10 protein-coding genes are annotated in these 21,084 nt (G+C 47.0%); 7 read left to right on the top strand and 3 right to left on the bottom strand.

Annotation, left to right across the window (positions count from 1 at the left end; all coding sequences use genetic code 11):
• Nucleotides 1–4: 4 nt before the first annotated feature.
• Nucleotides 5–7,141 carry an amino acid adenylation domain-containing protein gene (locus tag ABZM97_RS16520; RefSeq protein ID WP_367386994.1) on the top strand — a complete coding sequence of 2,379 codons (7,137 nt, stop codon included), beginning with the start codon at nucleotides 5–7 and terminating at the stop codon, nucleotides 7,139–7,141.
• A 15-nt stretch (nucleotides 7,142–7,156) separates the two neighbouring features.
• Nucleotides 7,157–7,366 (top strand): MbtH family protein, encoded by a 210-nt coding sequence (locus ABZM97_RS16515; RefSeq protein ID WP_087993294.1) that lies wholly within the window; start codon nucleotides 7,157–7,159, stop codon nucleotides 7,364–7,366.
• Between the two features lie 158 nt (nucleotides 7,367–7,524).
• On the opposite strand, the gene ABZM97_RS16510 is transcribed toward ABZM97_RS16515, so the two are convergent.
• From ABZM97_RS16510 to ABZM97_RS16500, 3 genes are all read right to left on the bottom strand, one after another.
• Nucleotides 7,525–8,202 carry a YukJ family protein gene (locus ABZM97_RS16510; RefSeq protein WP_202328131.1) on the bottom strand — a complete coding sequence of 226 codons (678 nt, stop codon included), beginning with the start codon at nucleotides 8,200–8,202 and terminating at the stop codon, nucleotides 7,525–7,527.
• 112 nt (nucleotides 8,203–8,314) lie between these two features.
• Nucleotides 8,315–9,451, bottom strand: coding sequence for an alanine dehydrogenase (gene ald, locus ABZM97_RS16505; protein ID WP_333518521.1), 1,137 nt, complete (start codon nucleotides 9,449–9,451; stop codon nucleotides 8,315–8,317).
• 101 nt (nucleotides 9,452–9,552) lie between these two features.
• Nucleotides 9,553–10,776, bottom strand: coding sequence for a helix-turn-helix domain-containing protein (locus ABZM97_RS16500; protein WP_367386993.1), 1,224 nt, complete (start codon nucleotides 10,774–10,776; stop codon nucleotides 9,553–9,555).
• Nucleotides 10,777–11,330: 554 nt separating this feature from the next.
• On the opposite strand from ABZM97_RS16500, the gene ABZM97_RS16495 reads away from it, so the two are divergent.
• The 5 genes from ABZM97_RS16495 (at nucleotide 11,331) to esaA (ending at nucleotide 21,070) form a co-directional block, all read left to right on the top strand.
• On the top strand, nucleotides 11,331–11,624 hold the full coding sequence (locus tag ABZM97_RS16495) for a WXG100 family type VII secretion target (protein WP_003220661.1): 294 nt from the start codon (nucleotides 11,331–11,333) through the stop codon (nucleotides 11,622–11,624).
• A 70-nt stretch (nucleotides 11,625–11,694) separates the two neighbouring features.
• Entirely contained in the window at nucleotides 11,695–11,934 is a 240-nt protein-coding gene (gene yukD / locus ABZM97_RS16490) for an ESX secretion system protein YukD (RefSeq protein WP_010329928.1), read from the top strand.
• Nucleotides 11,935–11,948: 14 nt separating this feature from the next.
• Nucleotides 11,949–13,283, top strand: coding sequence for a type VII secretion protein EssB (essB, locus tag ABZM97_RS16485; protein ID WP_367386992.1), 1,335 nt, complete (start codon nucleotides 11,949–11,951; stop codon nucleotides 13,281–13,283).
• A 60-nt stretch (nucleotides 13,284–13,343) separates the two neighbouring features.
• Nucleotides 13,344–17,831 carry a type VII secretion protein EssC gene (essC, locus tag ABZM97_RS16480; RefSeq protein ID WP_253268535.1) on the top strand — a complete coding sequence of 1,496 codons (4,488 nt, stop codon included), beginning with the start codon at nucleotides 13,344–13,346 and terminating at the stop codon, nucleotides 17,829–17,831.
• Nucleotides 17,828–21,070, top strand: coding sequence for a type VII secretion protein EsaA (gene esaA, locus ABZM97_RS16475; protein WP_367386991.1), 3,243 nt, complete (start codon nucleotides 17,828–17,830; stop codon nucleotides 21,068–21,070). Before essC ends, esaA begins: the two co-directional genes overlap by 4 nt.
• Nucleotides 21,071–21,084: the final 14 nt, after the last annotated feature.

Below are 21,084 nucleotides of genomic sequence, written 5' to 3'. Positions count from 1 at the left end.
ACGGATGCCTGATACAAAAGACCTTCAATATTCTTTGACCGGAGCGCAAACCGGCATATGGTTTGCTCAGCAGCTTGATCCGGACAATCCGATCTACAATACAGCGGAATATATAGAAATCAATGGACCAATCAATATTGCTCTTTTTGAAGAAGCTTTGCGGCACGTGATAAAGGAAGCGGAATCGCTGCATGTCCGCTTCGGTGAAAAGATGGATGGGCCTTGGCAAAAGATAAACCCGTCTCCGGATGTACAGCTGCACATCATTGACGTCAGCTCTGAGCCTGATCCGGAAAAAACAGCATTAAACTGGATGAAGACAGATTTGGCAAAGCCGATCGATTTAGGATATGACCCTTTGTTCAATGAAGCTCTGTTTATAGCCGGGCCTGATCGTTTCTTTTGGTATCAGCGCATTCACCATATTGCGATCGACGGCTTCGGCTTTTCCCTGATTGCCCAGCGCGTGGCAAGTACGTATGCCGCACTTATGAAAGGACAATCAACTGATGGCCGTTCCTTTGGGGCTCTCCAGGCCATATTGGAGGAGGATGCAGATTATCGCGGATCAGAGCAGTATGAGAAGGATCGTCAATTCTGGCTGGATCGTTTTGCTGATGGCCCTGAAGTTGTGAGTTTGGCTGATCGGGCCCCAAGAACATCTAACAGCTTTCTTCGTCATACGGCGTATTTGCCTCTATCTGATGTAAACGCGTTAAAAGAAGCGGCGCGCTATTTCTCAGGAAGCTGGCATGAAGTCGTGGTTGCAGTGTCGGCTGTTTATGTACACCGTATGACCGGCTCTGAGGATATTGTGCTCGGTCTGCCCATGATGGGACGGATAGGGTCCGCATCATTGAATGTGCCGGCTATGGTGATGAATCTTCTCCCGCTCCGGCTGTCTGTCAGCTCTTCGATGAGCTTTTCAGAGCTTATTCAGCAAATTTCCCGGGAAATCCGCAGTATCCGGCGACATCATAAGTATCGCCATGAAGAGCTTCGGCGCGATCTGAAATTGATAGGAGAAAACCATAGATTGTTTGGCCCGCAAATCAATCTCATGCCATTTGATTACGGTCTTGACTTTGCCGGGGCCCGAGGAACAACGCATAACCTTTCAGCCGGTCCTGTTGATGATCTATCAATCAATGTCTATGACAGAACGGACGGCAGCGGGTTGCGGATAGATGTTGATGCGAATCCAGAGGTGTACAGCGAGTTTGATATTCAACTTCATCAGCAGCGTATCCTGCAGCTGCTGCAAACGGCTTCAGCCGGGGAGGATATGCTGATTGGGCAAATGGAGCTTCTATTACCAGAGGAGAAAGAACAAGTCATTCGTGAATGGAATGAGACAGGAAAATCCGAGAAGCTGCTCAGCCTCCAGGACATGTTTGAGAAGCAGGCAATCCTTACGCCAAAGCGTATCGCTCTCCTATGTGATGACGTTCAAGTAAACTATCAAGAACTGAATGAGGAGGCAAACCGCCTCGCGCACCTTTTAATTGAAAAAGGTCTTGGTCCGGAGCAATTTGTCGCTTTGTCGCTGCCGCGTTCTCCGGAGATGGTAGCTTCGATGCTAGCTGTATTAAAGACTGGTGCGGCGTATCTTCCGCTTGATCCGGAGTTTCCAGCCGACCGAATTTCTTACATGCTCGAGGATGCGAAACCTTCATGCATCATAACGACTGAGGAAATAGCAGCCCGTCTCCCTGATGACATGGCAGTACCGCAGCTTGTGCTTGATCAGGCTGTTACACAGGAGGCCGTTAAACGCTATTCGCCTGACAATCCGAATATATCGGTTCCTCTTGCCCATCCTGCGTATATCATCTATACCTCAGGATCAACAGGAAGGCCGAAGGGTGTCGTTGTTACGCTGAAAAGCTTAAGCAATTTTCTGCTGTCCATGCAGGAGGCTTTTTCTCTGGGAGAAGAAGACAGACTGTTGGCTGTGACAACTGTCGCTTTTGATATTTCGGCATTGGAGTTATTTCTTCCGCTTATCAGCGGGGCGCAAATCGTGATCGCGAAGAAAGAAACGATCCGTGAGCCGCAGGCATTAGCTCAGATGATTGAATATTTTGATATCAATATCATGCAGGCGACACCGACACTATGGCATGCTTTAGTGACGAATGAACCAGAGAAACTTGGGGGGCTCAGAGTGCTTGTCGGAGGCGAAGCGCTGCCGAGCGGTCTTTTGCAGGCGCTTCAAGAGCTTCAGTGTCCAGTCACGAACTTATACGGCCCTACTGAAACAACAATTTGGTCTGCCGCAGCTTTTCTTGAAAAAGGGGTGAAGGGCGTTCCGCCGATTGGCAAACCGATTTGGAATACGCAGGTGTATGTGCTGGATAACGGCTTGCAGCCGGTGCCGCCGGGCGTTGTCGGAGAGCTTTATATTGCAGGAGACGGCTTGGCTAGAGGTTACTTCCGCCGGCCTGATTTAACGGCCGAACGTTTTGTCGCAGATCCATACGGACCGCCGGGGACTCGGATGTATCGAACCGGAGATCAGGCCCGCTGGCGAGCTGATGGGTCTTTGGATTATATCGGACGGGCTGATCATCAAATCAAAATTCGCGGATTCCGAATTGAACTTGGAGAAATTGATGCCGTGCTTGCCAAGCATCCGGACATCGAACAGGCCGCTGTTGTCGTTCGGGAAGATCAGCCGGGAGACAAACGGTTAGTCGCATATATAGTCGCTGCTTCTGCTATTGACATTGCCGAGCTTCGCCGTTATGTGGGTGCCAGTCTTCCTGATTATATGGTGCCGGCGGCGTTTGTGGAGATGGACGAACTGCCATTAACACCGAATGGCAAGCTCGATCGAAAAGCACTGCCAGCGCCTGATTTTAGCACATCTGTCAGCGATCGGGGACCGCGGACCCCTCAGGAAGAGATATTGTGTGACTTGTTTGCCGAGGTTCTTGGTTTGGCCCGTGTCGGCATTGATGACAATTTCTTTGAGATGGGCGGTCACTCTCTTCTTGCGGCCCGTTTGATGAGCCGTATTCGCGAGGTAATGGGGGTCGAACTCGGTATCGCAAAGCTCTTTGACGAACCGACAGTCGCCGGACTTGCTGTACATCTCGATCAGGCGCAGAGTGCACGGCCCGCATTGCAGAGAGCCGAGCGGCCTGATAATATCCCGCTTTCTTTTGCTCAGCGACGGCTATGGTTCCTCCATTGCCTGGAAGGACCGAGCCCTACTTATAATATTCCGGTTGCTGTCCGTCTGACGGGTGAACTGGACCAAGAAGTGCTGAAAGCGGCACTATATGATCTCGTCTGCCGCCATGAAAGCCTTCGGACGATTTTCCCTGAATCACAAGGGACATCCTATCAGCATATTTTGGAGGCTGATCAAGCACGGCCTGATTTACATGTTACTGAAATTGCTGAGAAGGAGCTTTCTGAGCGGCTTGCCGAAGCTGTGCGCTACAGTTTTGATCTTGCAGCTGAACCTGCTTTTCGTGCAGAGCTTTTTGTCATCGGTCCTGACGAGTACGTGCTGCTTCTCCTCGTACATCATATTGTCGGGGACGGCTGGTCCTTAACGCCGCTGACCCGCGATCTTGGGGCGGCTTATGCGGCTCGCTGTCACGGAAGAGATCCCGAATGGGCGCCCCTTGCTGTGCAGTATGCAGACTATGCGCTTTGGCAGCAAGAACTGCTTGGAAGCGGGGATGATCCAAATAGTTTGATTGCCGGACAGCTTGATTTCTGGAAAGAAACCCTGAAGAATTTGCCTGATCAGCTTGAACTGCCAACCGATTATTCACGTCCGGCTGAGCCGAGTCATGATGGGGATACGATTCATTTTCGCATTGAGCCTGAGCTTCACAAGCGATTGCAGGAGCTGGCTCGTACAAATAGGGTGAGCCTGTTTATGGTGCTTCAATCCGGCCTGGCCGCTTTATTGACAAGGCTCGGGGCGGGCACTGATATCCCGATCGGCAGTCCGATCGCGGGGCGGAATGATGATGCGCTGGGCGATCTTGTGGGGCTGTTTATCAATACATTGGTGCTCAGAACCGATACGTCCGGTGACCCCAGCTTCCGTCAGCTTCTTGACAGAGTGCGGGAAGTGAATCTGGCAGCTTATGAAAATCAGGACCTGCCGTTTGAGAGACTTGTAGAGGTGCTCAATCCGGCTCGTTCGCGGGCGACGCATCCTTTATTCCAAATCATGCTTGCGTTCCAAAACACACCAGACGCTGAACTGCATTTTCCTGACATGGAAAGCAGCCTGCGGATCCACAGTGTCGGTTCTGCCAAGTTTGATGTGACGCTGGAAATCAGTGAAAACCGGCTTGCTGACGGGACACCAAACGGATTGGAGGGACTGCTCGAGTACAGTACTGATCTTTTCAAGCGGGAAACCGCTCAGGCTCTTGCTGACCGTCTGATGCGCCTGCTGGAGGCTGCCGAGTCTGATCCGGACCAGCAAATCGGAAATCTGGACATTCTTGCACCGGAGGAGCACAGCAGCATGGTGACAGATTGGAGAAGTGTTTCTGAAAAGATTCCGCACGCAAGTTTGCCGGAGCAGTTTGAGAAACAGGCAGCTTTAAGTCCAGATGCCATTGCTGTTGTTTATGAAGATCAGGCGCTAAGCTATGCAGAGCTGAATGAAAGAGCAAATCGGCTTGCCCGAATGCTGATCAGCGAAGGCGTCGGGCCGGAGCAATTTGTGGCATTAGCACTGCCCCGATCACTGGAGATGGCTGTCGGGCTATTAGCGGTGCTGAAAGCCGGAGCGGCTTATCTGCCTCTCGATCCGGACTATCCGGCTGACCGAATCGCTTTTATGCTGAAAGATGCACAGCCCGCGTTTATTATGACGAACACAAAAGTTGCGGAGCATATTCCGTCAGCGGAAAACGTGCCGAAAATCGTGTTGGATGATCCGGGACTGGAAGAGAAACTAAACACATACTCTGCTGAGAATCCGAATAATACGGATCGGATTCAGCCGCTTTCTCCTTTGAATACAGCGTATGTCATTTATACATCCGGTTCAACGGGAGTTCCAAAAGGTGTGATGATTCCTCATCAAAACGTAACGCGTTTATTTGCAGCGACCGACCACTGGTTCCATTTCAGCTCGGACGATATCTGGACCATGTTCCATTCCTATGCGTTTGACTTTTCGGTGTGGGAGATTTGGGGTCCTTTGCTGCACGGCGGACGTCTTGTGATCGTGCCCCATCATGTCAGCAGATCGCCGGAAGCGTTTCTGCGCCTGCTTGTCAAAGAAGGTGTGACCGTTCTGAATCAGACACCATCTGCTTTCTATCAATTGATGCAGGCGGAACGGGAGCAGGCGGATTTCGGACAGGCGCTCAGTCTGCGCTATGTCATTTTTGGCGGAGAAGCGCTTGAACTCAGCCGTTTAGAGGATTGGTATAATCGCCACCCTGAAAATAGACCGAAGCTGATCAATATGTATGGGATTACTGAAACGACTGTGCATGTGAGCTATATCGAATTAGACCGAAGCATTGCAGCTTTACGGGCAAACAGTTTGATCGGCTGCGGGATTCCCGATCTTGGCGTATATGTGCTCGATGAGCGCTTGCAGCCGGTTCCGCCGGGTGTTGCCGGAGAGCTGTATGTATCAGGAGCGGGATTAGCAAGAGGCTATCTGGGACGGCCTGGTTTAACAGCGGAACGCTTCATAGCTGATCCATTCGGTCCTCCGGGCACTCGGATGTATCGCACTGGGGATGTGGCCCGCCTCCGCGCTGACGGTTCTCTCGACTATGTCGGCCGTGCCGATCACCAAGTGAAAATTCGAGGCTTCCGGATTGAACTGGGAGAAATTGAAGCCGCGCTAGTTCAGCATTCACAGCTTGAAGATGCGGCAGTGATCGTTCGTGAGGATCAGCCGGGAGATAAACGTTTGGCAGCTTATGTTATCCCTTCGAAAGAAACGTTTGATACAGCGGAACTGCGCAAATATGCTGCTGATAGACTGCCGGATTACATGGTGCCTTCCGCCTTTGTGACGATGAAAGAATTGCCGCTGACACCGAACGGAAAGCTTGACCGTAAAGCGCTGCCCGCTCCGGATTTCGCAGCGGCGGTGACAGGACGCGGACCGAGAACACCGCAGGAAGAAATCCTCTGTGACCTGTTTATGGAAGTGCTTCACTTGCCGCGTGTCGGTATTGATGACCGTTTCTTCGATTTAGGCGGACATTCCTTGCTTGCTGTTCAGCTGATGAGCCGCATTCGTGAAGCGCTCGGTGTTGAACTCAGCATCGGCAACCTATTTGAAGCACCGACTGTGGCCGGGCTTGCTGAAAGACTTGAGATGGGCACAAGCCAAAGCGCACTCGATGTTCTGCTGTCGCTCCGAACAAGCGGAGACAAGCTTCCTTTATTCTGTGTTCATCCGGCAGGGGGACTCAGCTGGTGCTATGCTGGTTTGATGACCAATTTAGGAACAGATTATCCGATCTACGGCTTGCAGGCACGCGGAATCGGGGAGCGGGAGGAGCTTCCGAAATCGCTTGATGACATGGCTGCCGATTATATTGAACAAATTCGAACGGTCCAGCCGAAAGGCCCGTATCATCTCCTGGGCTGGTCCCTTGGCGGGAATGTTGTTCAAGCTATGGCCACCCAGCTGCAAAATCATGGAGAAGAAGTATCTCTACTAGTGATGCTGGACGCCTATCCGAACCACTTCCTTCCCATAAAAGAGGCGCCGGATGATGAGGAAGCGCTTATTGCCCTTCTGGCGTTAGGCGGGTACGATCCAGACAGCTTAGGGGACAAACCGCTTGATTTTGAAACGGCGATTGAGATTCTTCGCCGTGACGGCAGCGCGCTTGCGAGTCTGGATGAATCGGTCATTTTAAATCTGAAGAATACGTATGTCAATTCTGTCGGCATTTTAGGCTCATATAAGCCGAAAACCTTCCGTGGAAATGTCTTGTTTTTCAGATCAACAATCATACCTGAATGGTTTGATCCGATTGAACCGGATTCGTGGAAGCCTTATATTAACGGACACATTGAACAAATCGACATCGACTGCCGCCATAAAGATCTTTGTCAGCCGGCACCGCTCGCTCAAATCGGCAAGGTGCTCGCTGTCAAACTGGAAGAGATGAATAAATAAGGGGGGAAGAAAGAGATGGCAAATCCTTTTGAAAATACGGATGGCACATATTTGGTGCTGATCAATGAAGAGGGCCAATATTCCCTATGGCCCGGATTTATAGATGTGCCGAGCGGCTGGACAGTCGTTCATGAGCAAAAAGGGCGTGAAGCTTGTCTGGACTATATCCAATCGCATTGGAGTGATATGAGGCCAAACAGCTTAAAGCCTGTTGGAAATGTGTAATAGTATAAAAAAGAGACTGCTTGCCGCAGTCTCTTTTGCTTCTAGACTTCAAGGGTTTTCAATCACGCTGAAAAGATGACAAAATCCTAAAACAAAAACCGTTTTAGGACTTTGTCTGCAATCTGAAAGAGACTGCCGCTGCAGTCTCTTTTTCTATCTTACGCAGACGTTTCGGTATGATCACAATCTTTGACCGGGTTTCCGTTTTCATCCGTACACCAAGATTGGGATAAAAATGCTAAAAACACAGCGGCCCATTGATCGGCAAATTGTATCAGAATGCCTCCGTCATGCCAAGCGCCGTTGTCTTTTTTCCAGCGGCTATCCATTGCATTCCCTTGATTCATATGGATATTGTGCATGCCGTTGGTCGGAGTAAAGCCGAATATTTTATCCGCAGCCTGCTCCGGCCCAAATTTTGAACCGAATATATAAACCGGCGCTTTCTCTTCTTGCGCTTTTTTCATATACGTTTCAATAAAATCATTTAAATCATTATCAGGCCCTGTGATTTCATGAGGCAAAGGTTTCATTCCCCGCGGATCAAACAAATTGCCCCGCACATAATCGAGCGCCACTTCACGGTTTGCCTCATTGATCTTTGTATATCCATACGGCATGTTCGGAAGGATGGTGATCGAGCTTGAATCAAACTGATCGTCAGCCATATACAATACTTCAGATTCCTCAGAGCTGGACATCACATTGATGGCGCACCTGTAATACGTATTCTCTTCACCGAGCACTTTGACTTGGAAATGGGGACTGTCATCATCTGTTTCCCGCTTCATGTCTAAGACAATGCCTTTTAAAACGCCATATTGTTGAACAGCCATATGAATCCTCCTTTATGATCAAGTTCATCGTTTTAGTTCGTGAAATGGTTCCTCTTTTCCTTTTAAAAATAAAAAAAGCCTGCAGAAAATCTTTCTGCAAGCTTAATGTGAATTAAGCACCCGCTACAGATGACTCATCCTGTAAAGCTTTCTCGGCAGGCACATACTCGTATCCTAAATCCTTTGCCACAGCCTCGTAGGTCACGTGTCCGTTTGCTGTGTTTAAACCAGCTCTCAGTGCCGCATTGTCTGCGAGCGCTTTTGCTGCTCCTTTGTTCGCGATTTGCAGCGCGTATGGAACAGTAACGTTCGTCAGCGCGATTGTTGATGTGCGAGGGACAGCGCCCGGCATGTTCGCCACAGCGTAGTGGACAACGCCGTGTTTTTCATATGTCGGCTGATCATGCGTGGTAATATGGTCGACAGTTTCGACGATGCCGCCTTGGTCGATCGCAACATCGACAATCACTGAACCAGGTTTCATTTGTTTTACCATTTCCTCGGTGACAAGAGTCGGAGCTTTAGCCCCCGGAATTAAGACCGCGCAAATGAGAAGATCCGCTTCTGCCACAGCATCTGCAATATTGACCGGGTTAGACATTAACGTTTTAATCTGATGGCCGAAAATGTCATCAAGCTGGCGCAGGCGGTCTGCGTTTAAGTCGATGATGGTCACGTCTGCACCAAGGCCGACAGCCATTTTCGCCGCGTTTGTGCCGACAGCGCCTCCTCCGATAATCGTTACTTTTCCGCGGGAAACGCCTGGCACTCCTGCAAGCAAAATGCCTTTTCCGCCCTTAGGTTTCTCTAAGAATTGAGCTCCGATTTGCGCTGCCATTCTGCCTGCGACCTCTGACATTGGCGTCAGAAGCGGCAATGTCCGGCCGTCACTAACTGTTTCATATGCGATCGCCGTAACGCCTTTATCTTTCAAGGCTTGCGCAAGCTTAGGCTCGGCGGCTAAATGAAGGTACGTAAACAGTACAAGTCCTTTGCGGAAGTAGACATATTCTTCCGGCAGCGGTTCTTTTACCTTCATGACCATTTCGGCGTCCCACACCTGTTTCGGCTCGGCAATGATTTCCGCTCCTGCTGATTCATAGGCTTCATTTTCAAATCCGCTTCCAAGGCCCGCGCCTGTTTCAACCAGCACCCGGTGGCCGTTTGAAATAAGCTGGGAAACGCCTCCAGGTGTTAGTGCGACACGGTTTTCATTGTTTTTTATCTCTTTAGGAACCCCTATGATCATATCTGTCTCCTCCTGTATACGTGATGTTTTTAGTGTAGAATGATTCTTTAGAAAATTCTTTGTTTGAATAAGAAAATAAAAAAACATGGATTTGTGAAATTTCACAAATCCATGTGCCGAAGCTTAATATCTAAATAGATGGTGAATTTTTGATTTACATTTTTCAAATCGATTTCAGCGATCTGGCTGATACGCTTGAGGCGGTAATTCAATGTATTAACATGTATATTTAACACCTTGGCAGCGGTATTCACGTTGCTGTCAGCTTCAATAAAACGTTCTAGCGTTTCTACCATATTTGACTGGTGATTCCGGTCATACTGTTCCAGTTTGGATAGCGAATAATTAAAATATCCCGTCTGCTTCCGTTTCTCATCTAAGACATCCAAGTATTGATAAATGCCTAGCTCAGAAAAGCTGAAAAAATGTTGGGTCTCTTCTGCGAACCGTTCCTTCGCTTTTAGAACGGACAATGCTTCCTGATACGAGCGGGAGACAAATGAAATAGAGTTGTATATTCCGCCAAAAGCGATAGAAGTGCCTTCTATTTTATAACGTTCCTTCAGCTGTTTTTGTGTACTCAAAGCAAACTGTTTTAAATCTTGAAAAGGGTGTTCTGTTTTGGGAGCGGTTAAAATAATGAGTTCATTGGAATCTACGGTCGTCAGCAGCACGTGAACCTGCTGGGTCGTTTCCTGCAAATATTGCAGCTGCTGTTCGATTTTTTCCGTCAGTTCGCTGTTTATCCGGATGATCATCACGGAAAACTCAGAAGGGGCAACCATTCCAAGCTTGTGAAATCCATCCGCCATGTCATGTTCCTGATGAATGTGTCCGGTCAGCATTTTCCAGAAAAACTCTTGGCTTCGTTCTTCATTTTTCGTTTTTCTGATTTGGAGCTTGAGAAGCTTGTTTCTCACTGCTTTTGCCGCCATTTGCAACGTCATCAGATCATCGTCAGACAATGTTTTTTGGCTCTCAAGCGCCCATATGAAGCCAAGCACTTGGCTGTTTTTCCAAATCGAAATGGCAACACGATTGCTTAGCCCGACATCATCTATTTGCTTTACTCTGATCGGCTGGTCCGTTTTTAAGAGAGCTGGAATCGTCCCGTCTTTCCACAACTTATTAATGACCTTCTCAGGTACTCTTCTGCCAATGATAGTAGACGTCCGGGCAGGGTCTGTGCAGTCGCTGTGTGTGCTGTAGGCAAGAAGCTTGTGGTTAACATCCTCTATGGTGATCGGGCACCGCAGCACGTCGCTGATATGATCAGCCACATCTTCAAGTCTGTCAAAACTGTATTTAAACGGATCATTCGGCATGGTCACAAATCTCCCTACTTTTCATGCTTGATTTCTCTTTGACATCTCATTATCTACCTTTTATTATGATTGTTGTTGTTTGTGAAAATCAACAACAAAGAGCGGAAGCCAAACAATAAAGTAAACGGCATACTAGAGAAACGTCTTATATATGATTGGCAGAGTAATCGCCTGCAGTTTTGCGCCTTATATGATGTGAAAGTTTATTCTTTTAAGAAGGTCATCGGAGGCGAGGATTAAGGAAAGAAAAAACTCAACCTTTCAGAAATGGTGCTGTAGCATCAAATTTTCTGAAAGGTTTTTTTTGGGAGTTGGAGAATCATTTGGGTCTTTTGGATTATTCGAAGAATGAAGAGAAGATTAAGAAAATGAACCTACTTGTTTAACAATATATGTCATTTTTAAGTGATCCGGGATAAACCATTGGACTCATTTTGTAAAATTAAAACATATTTGTTTGACTGTGCCGAAAAACTGTTTTTATAATAATGACGTTCTAAAAATAAGTGAATTAGCCCATATTTAGGCTGATGGCACAGGAGGTAATGAGGAATATGGCAGGATTAATTCGTGTCACACCCGAAGAGCTAAGAGCGATGGCGAAGCAATACGGCGTCGAAAGCCAAGAAGTATTAAATCAGGTTGATCGTTTAAACCGTATGATCTCTGATTTGAAAAGCATGTGGGAAGGTGCTTCAAGCGAAGCGTTCGCAGATCAATACGAGCAGCTCAAACCTTCATTTATCAAAATGTCAGATTTGCTTCAAGATGTGAATCAGCAGCTTGATCAAACAGCAAATACACTTGAGTCTACTGACCAAGACATCGCAAATCAAATCCGCGGATAACAGTATGAAAGGGAAGGAGCGCCTGATTCACCAGAAGACGGCGCTCTTTCTATGTAAGGGTGATCCTAAAATGTATATTGATATTACAATAGATTTGAAACATTATAACGGCAGTGTCTTTGATCTCAGATTGTCAGATTACCACCCGGTGAAAAAAGTAATTGATATTGCTTGGCAGGCTCAAAGCGTAGCTATACCTCCGCGCGAAGGGCACTGGATCAGAGTGGTTAATAAGGATACGGTGTTTTCCGGAGAATGCAAGCTGTCTGATTGCGGCATTACAAACGGAGACCGGCTTGAAATATTATGAAAGGATCTGGTTGAATGTCAGGTAAACAAAAATCATATTTAGAAAACCAATTAGAAGCTGTTGCCGAGAAAACAGATGCCGGCTATACATTTACCTTTCAGCGGGAAACAATAAAGCTTCTGGACGGTCTCGAAGCCAATGTGATCAAAGATGTAAATCCATTTTTTCATAAAGAGATTGCTGTGACGGATGATGAAGTAATCATCACAATCCAACCTCCTCCCTCCTATAAAGCATTCCGCTTCATGAAAGCTAAAGATAAAAAAAGCAAATGGCAGTTTGCCTATCAGCTTGTCCAAGCTATACAGCAGCACAATCTGTCGAGGCTGAATGTGATTGTCGCTCCTGAAAACATTGTATTCGATAAAGGGCTGACGCCTTATTTTCTCCATTATGGAGTAAAAGAAAGCATTCCTCCTTACGAGCATGATGAGGAAAGAGTGTGGCGGGAGCTGAAAGCGGCAGCGGCTTTGGCAGTTGACGGCGCTTTTGCATTTGAAGAATACCTGAAATTCAATGAAACGCTGACGTTCTCCGCAGAGGCTAAGGCGATATTGGATGCGGCGTCCTATGATGACCTGCTCGAGCTGATTCAAACCCATATCGATGAGCTCGAAGCCAAAGCGAAAACATACATACATATCCCGAGAAAGAAGTGGAACATCCAGCGATACATCGGCCTGGGACTCATTGTTTTGCTGGTACCGGCTCTTATTTATTCGATGTACGCCTTATTTTTCGCGCAGCCAAAGCACCAGGCGATAGTGGACAGCAACCGTGATTTCTTAAACAAGCAGTACAGTGAGGTGATCAGCACGCTGTCGAAGTACGATGCGGAAAGCCTGCCGGAATCGGTGCAGTATCAGCTTGCTTATTCCTATGTAGAAATTGAAAAACAGCTTTTAGATTATCAACGAGATAATATTGAGAAGCTGGTGACATTGCAATCTGAACCGCAGCATTTCATTTATTGGATTGATATTGGCAGAGGGGATTATAAAGAAGCGATCAGTATTGGACATAAGCTCGAGTATAACCCATACATTTGGCTTGGCCTTTATAAATATAAACAGCAGCTCTTAGCTGAGGATAGTAATGATGAAGCAACTCAAAAAGAACTTGATTCTGTAGACAGCGAACTTGATAAAGTGAATAAAGCTAACGCTGAACAGAAAAAAGAATCGAACACTGAGTCTTCAACAACTGGTACAACCGAACAACAAACACAAACAGACAAAGAAAAACAACAAGCTGAAGAGAAAGCGGCAGAAGAAAAAGCGACAAAAGAAGAACAAGCGAAGAAAGAAAAAGAAACAGAAAAGAAAGATGAGAAAAAAGATGACAAATAACGTGAGACATGAAGCGCGGGTCATCGGATGCTGCCGTTTGGCCGTTAGGGGGTTCGCCATTTGAGTCTATTATGGGTTTTTTACCAAAATAACGTTCAAAAACTGAAACTGTCTGACCTCCCGTCGTCCCATCCGGCGACCATTGGGCCTGATGTGAAGGATTCCATTACGATCGGCACCATTCCGTTTGAAAGCGGAGTGATTTCTCTTCAAAGAAAGGAATCTGAAGGCCAATACGAAGTTTTTCTGGGAAATGATGGTCTCGGCGTGATTGAGCCGGATACATCATTTTCTCTTCAAACGGATCAGCAGGATATACGCTTGATCTTGACGGGCAATGAGCCGGAGAAAACCGTTTATTTTACGGGGAATCGGGATGAAATCATATGTTCTTTAGAAAACCCGAATGCAGATATTTATCTGAATCCGCAAGATTTTGCTTTTGCAGAACAAAGCACGTTTTCGTTGCTTCGTGTCGGTCAAAGCTGGTCGGTTCAACCTGATAGCGGGACGGTCTTCTTGAACGGAGAGAAGATTAACGCCAATACACCGCTCCAGCCGGGAGATGAAATCTTCTGGAACTTTACGCAAATGAGAGTGACGGAACAAGACCTTTTAGAAGTTGTTCATTTTGCACCGTTTGAAACAGCATTAACAGAAACGGTCAAACCGAGCACAGAGATGCAGAAAAAATATCCGCAGTACAGAAGAACGCCGCGAATGGTGTACGACCTGCCGGATGACCGCGTGTCCTTCAGTTTTCCCTCTCAAGAGAGCGATCAAACCAACAGAGGTCTGTGGCTTGTCATCCTGCCGCCGCTTGTGATGCTGATCGTGATGGGCGTTGTCGCCATCATCCAGCCGCGCGGCATATTCATCCTCGTTTCTCTGGCGATGTTTATGATGACCCTCATTACCTCGACGGTGCAATATTTCCGCGATAAAAACCAACGGAAAAAACGCGAGGAAAAACGGGAACGTGTGTATAAGCTTTACTTAGACAACAAGCGGAAAGAACTTCAGGCGCTTTCTGAAAAGCAAAAGCAGGTTCTTGAGTTTCATTTCCCTTCGTTTGAACAAATGAAATACTTAACAAGTGAAATCAGTGACCGGATCTGGGAAAAATCACTTGAAAGCAAGGATTATCTCCAGCTGCGGATTGGGACGGGAACAGTCCCTTCAAGCTATGAAATCAATATGAGCGGCGGAGACTTGGCCAATCGTGATATCGACGACCTCATGGAGAAATCGCAGCACATGCAGCGTATCTATAAGGATATTCGCAATGCGCCGGTTACGGTCGATTTGGCGGAAGGTCCGATGGGGCTTGTCGGTAAAGCACAAATTGTGAAAAATGAGATTCACCAGCTGATCGGACAATTGTCGTTCTTCAACAGCTATCACGATTTGCGTTTCGTATTTATTTTTCATGAAGAAGAGTATAAAGACTGGGAGTGGATGAAGTGGCTGCCGCAATTTCAAATGCCCCATATTTATGCGAAAGGATTTATTTATAATGAGCAAACCCGAGATCAGCTCCTGTCTTCACTTTATGAATTGATCAGAGAGCGCGATCTCGAAGATGACAAAGAAAAATTGCAGTTCAAACCGCATTTTGTATTTGTCATCACGAATCAGCAGCTGATCTCAGAGCACGTCATTCTCGAATATTTAGAAGGACAGCATGAACATCTGGGCATCTCTACAATTGTTGCCGCGGAAACAAAGGAAAGCTTGTCGGAAAATATTACGACTCTTGTCCGCTACATCAATGAGCATGAAGGGGACATTTTAATACAAAAGAAAAAAGCGGTAAGGATTCCGTTCCGCCTCGATCATCATCAGCGCGGGGACAACGAACGGTTCTCACGCACGCTGCGGACGCTGAATCACCAGGTCGGCATTACGAATTCCATTCCGGAAACGGTATCGTTCCTGGAGCTTTTCCATGCGAAGGAAGTAAAGGAAGTCGGCATTCAGCAAAAATGGCAGACGAGTGAATCGGCGAAGTCGCTGTCAGTGCCGATCGGCTATAAGGGGAAAGATGACATTGTGTATCTGAACCTTCACGAAAAAGCCCACGGTCCGCACGGGCTGCTTGCGGGGACAACGGGGTCAGGAAAAAGTGAATTTCTCCAGACCTACATTTTGTCACTTGCGGTGCATTTTCACCCGCATGAAGCGGCTTTTTTATTAATTGACTATAAGGGCGGAGGAATGGCGCAGCCGTTTCGCAACATTCCTCATTTGCTCGGCACCATCACGAATATTGAAGGAAGCAAAAACTTCAGTATGCGTGCGCTCGCTTCGATTAAAAGCGAGCTGAAAAAAAGACAGCGCCTGTTTGATCAGTATCAAGTCAATCACATCAATGACTATACAAAGCTGTACAAGCAGGGGAAAGCAGAAGTGGCAATGCCTCACTTGTTCTTAATTTCTGATGAGTTCGCCGAGCTGAAAAGCGAGGAGCCTGATTTTATCAGGGAGCTTGTCAGTGCCGCGCGTATCGGGCGAAGTCTCGGCGTTCATTTGATTTTGGCGACACAGAAGCCTGGCGGCATCATTGATGACCAGATCTGGAGTAACTCGCGTTTTAAAGTAGCGCTGAAGGTTCAGGATGCCACCGACAGTAAAGAAATTTTGAAAAACAGCGATGCCGCAAACATTACCGTTACAGGACGCGGGTATTTGCAGGTCGGCAACAATGAAGTGTATGAGCTGTTCCAATCCGCTTGGAGCGGCGCGCCTTACTTAGAGGAAGTCTACGGCACAGAGGACGAAATCGCGATCGTCACGGATACGGGTCTGATCCCGCTTTCTGAAGTGGATACCGAAGATATCGCTAAAAAAGACGTTCAAACAGAAATCGAAGCTATAGTTGATGAAATTGAACGCATCCAAGATGAAATGGGAATCGAGAAGCTGTCAAGTCCATGGCTGCCGCCGCTCGCGGAACGTATCCCGCGCACTCTTTTCCCTTCAGACGAAAAAGATCATTTCCACTTTGCGTATGTTGATGAACCTGATCTGCAAAGACAGGCGCCAATTGCTTATAAGATGATGGAAGACGGAAATATCGGCATATTTGGCTCTTCCGGCTACGGAAAATCGATTGCAGCCGCAACGTTCCTGATGAGCTTTGCGGACGTATACACACCTGAAGAGCTTCATGTCTATATCTTTGATTTCGGAAACGGAACGCTTCTGCCATTAGCGAAGCTGCCGCATACCGCGGATTACTTCCTGATGGACCAATCACGAAAAATTGAAAAGTTCATGATTCGAATCAAGGAAGAAATTGACCGCCGTAAACGTCTGTTCAGGGAAAAAGAAATCAGCCACATTAAAATGTACAATGCGCTGAGCGAAGAAGAGCTTCCGTTCATTTTCATCACCATTGATAACTTTGACATCGTCAAGGATGAAATGCATGAGCTTGAAGCGGAGTTTGTCCAGCTTTCCAGAGACGGACAGAGCTTAGGCATTTACTTCATGATGACAGCAACGCGGGTTAATGCTGTCCGCCAGTCATTGTTAAATAACCTGAAAACCAAGGTTGTCCATTATCTCATGGATCAATCTGAGGGATATTCGATTTATGGACGGCCGAAGTTCAATCTTGAACCGATTCCGGGACGCGTCATCATCCAAAAGGAAGAGCTTTATTTCGCACAAATGTTCCTCCCTGTTGAAGCGGACGATGATATCGGCATGTTCAACGGGCTGAAAGCAGACGTTCAGAATCTTCAGGACCGTTTTGCTTCACTGGAGCAGCCGGCACCAATTCCGATGCTGCCTGAGAGCCTGTCGACGAAAGAATTTTCTCTCCGCTTCAAGCTGGAACGCAAGCCGTTATCTGTACCGATCGGGCTTCATGAAGAAACAGTCAGCCCAGTCTATTTTGATTTGGGCAAGCATAAACACTGCATGATTTTAGGCCAGACCCAGCGCGGGAAAACAAACGTCTTAAAAGTTATGCTTGAACATCTGATTGATGATGAAACCGAAATGATCGGCCTGTTTGACTCGATTGACCGCGGCTTATCCCATTATGCGAAGGAATCGGATGTCTCATACTTGGAAACGAAAGAAGATATTGAACAGTGGATCGAAACAGCAGAAGGCATTTTCAAAACAAGAGAAGCCATGTATGTAGAAGCCGTCCGTCAGGGAGACGCGCAAAATCTGCAATTCTCACAAGTGGTGCTGATGATTGACGGAATTACGAGATTCCAACAGACGATTGATACGAGAATACAAGACCGTCTGGCAAACTTCATGAAATCATACGCGCATCTTGGCTTCAGCTTTATCCCGGGCGGAAATCACAGTGAATTCTCAAAAGGCTATGACTCCTTGACGACAGAGATGAAGCAAATCCGCCACGCCATTCTGCTGATGAAAAAATCTGAACAAAATGTCATTCCTCTCCCGTACCAAAGACAGGAGCCTGAGATTCAGCCGGGCTTCGGATATGTTGTGGAAAACGGGAAGGAGCAAAAAGTTCAAATTCCTTTATGTTCTGCTGAAAGGGAGAGTGCTAGATGACAGAACAACGAAAAAGCTTGATCAAGTTAATATCCGCCGTCATCATCGTTTTGCTGCTGCCGGTTTTGTTTTTCCGTTTTATCGGAGAAGACCCGGCGAAAAAAGTAGCCAATTCAACGCGGCAAATCGCGGTGGTGAACGAAGACACAGGTGTATTGAGTGAAGAGGTGAAGTCTGATGAAGAGGACAGTTCCGCCCAGTTCGGCAAAGAAGTAGCTGCCGTTCTGGGAGAACGCCCTGATTATTCGTGGACGGTCCTAAACCGAAGCGCGGCCGAGACAGGTCTCGCATCAAAGAAATACGATGCGATCGTCTACATTCCCTCAGATTTCTCAAAAAACATTTTGAGTTATGACAAAGATCATCCTCAAAAAGCAACACTCGAATTCAGCATTCAAGATAACCTGAATGCGGTCAACAAAGAAAAAGTGCAGCGCGAGCTTGAAGATGCGCAAAAGACAATGAATAAAAAAATGTCGGCTTTATATTGGAATTTTGTTTCACAAAAAGTGGACAACATCAGAGGAGAATTTGACAATATCGTCAATAAAGAATCTGAATTCCAAAATGTCATGTACAACTTTTACAAACCTAGCTCAAATGATTTAGCAGGTGAAATCAAACAGCAAAAAGACTTAATCGATGAGCTGAAAAAATCAATGAATGAAGCGCAAGGCACAACAAAAGAAAAAGCTTCAACAGCGGAAGAAGCCAAAAACACGCTGAAAGATTTCGTTGATACCGTTGAAAGATACAAAGAATATCAAGAAAATCAGAAAAAGCTGCTTTTGGCAGCCCAGGATTCTACTCACCAGCAAATCCAGACAGGCCTGGATGCCATTTCAGCGCAGCAAAAGGCCAATCAGTTCAGCGAACGCATGAGCGGACTGGCAACAGGAATCAGCCAAGCGAAAACACAGCTTGCACAAACAAGTACAGTGTTGGCAAATGCCCAGCAACTTAGGGAGGGGCAAGTTCCTCAGCAGGAGTTTGGCATGGCGAAGATACAAAGTGATTTAATTAATCAATACCAGATCGCATCAAGACAGACAGCATTAAACCAGGTTTATGAGCTGCTTGTACCGGCGCGTCAGGCACTGACAGTTGCAAAAGGGGACGACCCAGTCGTAGACGATGGCTCTGACAATGATGATCAAGATAAAGAACCGAAGGAAGAGGATCCTGAAGAACTGAAAATCGATCTTGAAAAACAGCGTGAAGAACTGAAAAGCATCGCCGCTGACATTCAGGACATTTCAGATAATCTAAAGGAACCTGAAAAAGAAGAGCCGACGCCAGAGGACCCGGGAACTGAAAATCCAGGAACTGACGAACCGTCCACTGACGTTCCGGAAAATCCTGATGACGGAACCAACACAACTCCCGACGATACACAGGGAGACACCGGAAACGATGATAACAATAGTGATACCGGAACAGACGGTCAAACGGACGGCAATACTCAGGATCAAGACCAGCAGGGAACAGATGGTCAGGAGCAGAACGGCGATGCCTCTAACGGCGAGTCAGACAGCGGACAAACCGAAACGGACACATCTGCCGAACAGACTGCTTCATCTGACTCAGCCCTTCAAATGATCCAGCTGGCAAATGAAGACGGAACCGGAGATTCAGGCGATACCGAAGGCGACGGCGGGACGACGCAGCCTGAGGACGAAGATCAAACAGGAAACGATGAGGTTTCAGATATCGCAAAAGCAAAAGAACAGCTTAGCAAAGCGTCTGAGCGAATTAAGCAAATTGAAGAAGAGCTCAAAGAAAAAGAAACTGCTCATAATGAAGAGCTGAAAAAGAAATTAGAAGAACTAAAAGAGCAAATGGACGGTCTCAATGATGAAATAGATGATCTCAAAGACCAAGTGAAAACGCTCGATGATAAACTCAAAAGACTCGAAGCGAAACGGGAGCGGGAATTCGAAGGGATTTACCGCGCAATTCGAGAGCTGGAAAATAAAGATCAGCTTCAATTCTCCGGAGAAATTAATACAGAGAGCATCTACGATTTAATGAGATATTATAAATATCTATCTGTATATGATTCGGTATTATCCGGAACCATAGACAGCACGGCAAAAACGAATGCCATTGACGGCCAGCAGGGCAATGTCAAATCACTTCTGGCTCTCACACCGGAAGAATCATCCAGCTGGGAGGATCTCAAAAACAACATGATGCTAACGGATGAAGACATTAACAGCTTCATCGATGGCATGACTAAATTCACGGAAGACTACAGCGGCTTCATCCGTGACTCTCAAGCAGGTGTTCTCGACGAACTGACGAAAATCTCTGACAGCGCCGCCAAAGCGTCAGAACAGCTCGTAACAGGCACAACGCAAGAAGCAGCGACGTTCAGTAACGACGGGCTGTCTGGCACAATGGCACTGAGTGTCCAAGATACGGTCGGCCAGGAAGTGCTGCAAATGTCAGACATGATGGGGTCATTGTCTGATCGCCAGTCAGGCATTATTGATTACACAACCAACATGCAGCAAAGCGTCAATGATGTTCAGACGAAAGCTGACACATTAAACAATAACTGGGGGAAAAATGTTGCCTCCACAAAGCTTGTCCGCAGTGACGTATACGGCATATTGGGAAATACATTAGTAGACGGGCAAAACAACGGCTATGTATATGATTACTTGGCGAATCCGCTTAAAATCAGCGGAGAGGTTCCGGAAGAAAAAACGCAGACGGTGCCGCCGGTGGTCATCCTTGTGATTGTATTGATCAGCAGTCTGTTAATCGGCTATTTCAGCTCGTATTACCAAAACGCGCCGCTTCTCGTCAAAGGAGCGCTGTTCGGAATTCTGAATATCCTTGTCGGGCTCATGATCAGCTTGTTCGGTTTGAATATTTATTCGCTGCCGGACGACCAGACGATTAAGTGGTCTGTATTTACGATTCTATTGCTGGTTGCAAGCTCTGCCTTCATACGGGCGGCATTCAGATTCGGATCAATTTCTGGATGGGTTGCTTCAGCGGCGATGATTCTATTCTACGTCGCACCGCTTATTGATTTGATTATGCCGAACTTTACATTTGAAGATCCTGTTTCGAAAGTATTTATCGACATCCAGTACGGCACAGGGCACTTGTTTACAATGGGAATAACGGTTCTGCTGGTCATTACGGTGATTGCCGCGGCTCTGCCGCTTGTGATCCGGCTGATGGCGGAAAAAACAGCAGAAAGCGATGAAACATATGAAGCGTAATCGCAGTATGGAAA

The sequence above is a fragment of the Bacillus vallismortis genome, assembly GCF_040784915.1.
GTDB lineage: Bacteria > Bacillota > Bacilli > Bacillales > Bacillaceae > Bacillus > Bacillus subtilis_G.
This window is presented reverse-complemented; position numbering and strand designations above follow the sequence as displayed.